Origin of the sequence: Maribacter aquimarinus (assembly GCF_047345505.1) — a bacterium.
In the GTDB taxonomy this organism is placed as follows: Bacteria; Bacteroidota; Bacteroidia; order Flavobacteriales; family Flavobacteriaceae; genus Maribacter.
This window is the reverse complement of the sequence record NZ_JBLFEO010000074.1, coordinates 1-1,275: the sequence shown is the minus strand read 5'-3', so window position 1 is coordinate 1,275 and position 1,275 is coordinate 1. Positions and strand designations below refer to the sequence as shown.

At 35.7% G+C, this 1,275-nt stretch carries 1 protein-coding gene; it reads left to right on the top strand.

Annotated elements, in window-relative coordinates; all coding sequences use genetic code 11:
• Positions 1-151: 151 nt before the first annotated feature.
• Complete coding sequence (locus ACKWCC_RS19305) at positions 152-940, top strand: hypothetical protein (RefSeq protein WP_413997604.1); 789 nt, start codon at positions 152-154, stop codon at positions 938-940.
• Positions 941-1,275 lie beyond the last annotated feature (335 nt).

Here is a 1,275-nt window from a genome sequence, read left to right as displayed (position 1 = left end):
AACAAAGGCTAAAATTCATTGCTTGCGGATTTCCTTGCAGGAAATCCGAGCAAAAAGCTAACTTTGGGTTCAGCGGGACTGTCCTGCGGACAGATCACCGCAACGAACCTTAGCCCAGCCGTTGTGCTTCATTATAACCAACCAATAACCAATGATAAAATTCTTTCGAAAAATTAGACAAAACTTGCTTTCTGAAGGAAAAACTGGAAAATACTTTAAATACGCCCTAGGTGAAATATTTCTTGTAATGATAGGTATTCTTTTGGCACTACAGGTGACCGACTGGAATGAGAGGCGAAAAGGCAGAATTCTAGAACAAAAAATATTGGTACAACTAAAAAGTGAATACGAAGCCAATCTTGCGCAGCTTGAAGAAAAAATTTATATGCGAAATAGAGCCATCGAAGCTTCACATAACTTGCTTAGTTTTATAGATAATCCAGAAATTTTTGATGAAGAAACTTTTTATACATCTTGGTGGCACATAGCAATCGACCCCACTTTTGATCCTATACAAAATGATATAATAGGCACGGATAAATTGCAGCTGATACAAAACGAAAAGCTTGTATCGCTTTTATCTAACTGGTCTACTGAAGTGTACCAAGTAGAAGAACAGGAAAAGCAATATCAAATATTACGAAACCAATTTATTCTTCCTTTGATTATTAAATCGGGTATATCTCGAAATCTAAATAATAACATTTGGAAAGATGGCTACTCTCCAGTAGAAGCTTTAGATAAGTCATCTAGTTTAGAATTTAGAATAAACCCATCGAAATGGAAAATAGACTTCAAAGAGATTTTGGCAGATCACGAACAAGAGGGCATTCCGGCTATGGTCATTTCGTTTCATCAAAACACCAATATTCAATCAGGTACGTTGCGAAACAGAATTATTGAAATGCTTGATATTATAAATTCAGAGATAAAAAAATGATTAAATTGTTTAGAAAAAATAACGAAAGCACAACAATGTATATAAAACATAGCTAATACAGGCTTTCCGAGAGGATCGTATGCATTTACAAAGTCGCCAAATTTTTAAATTTGGCTATTAAAATAGAAAAGATAAAAAGAAAAATTTAAAAATTCGGCTCGTGTTTCATCCGAAAAGTTAGCGTCTTTTTATACGCTACGTTTCATATACTAGTGCAAAAAACGGGCATAGTATACCACCTGCGGCGGATGAAAGTGAGCCACCCGCGGCGGATGAAAGTGAGCATAGTGTGGCGGATGAAAGTGAGCCACTAAAAAGATCGATTCTATTTGAGT

What these genes read in the sequence shown, in the direction of transcription:
- ACKWCC_RS19305 (WP_413997604.1), top strand. Translation starts at nt 152, where the DNA reads ATGATAAAATTCTTTCGAAAAATTAGACAAAACTTGCTTTCTGAAGGA.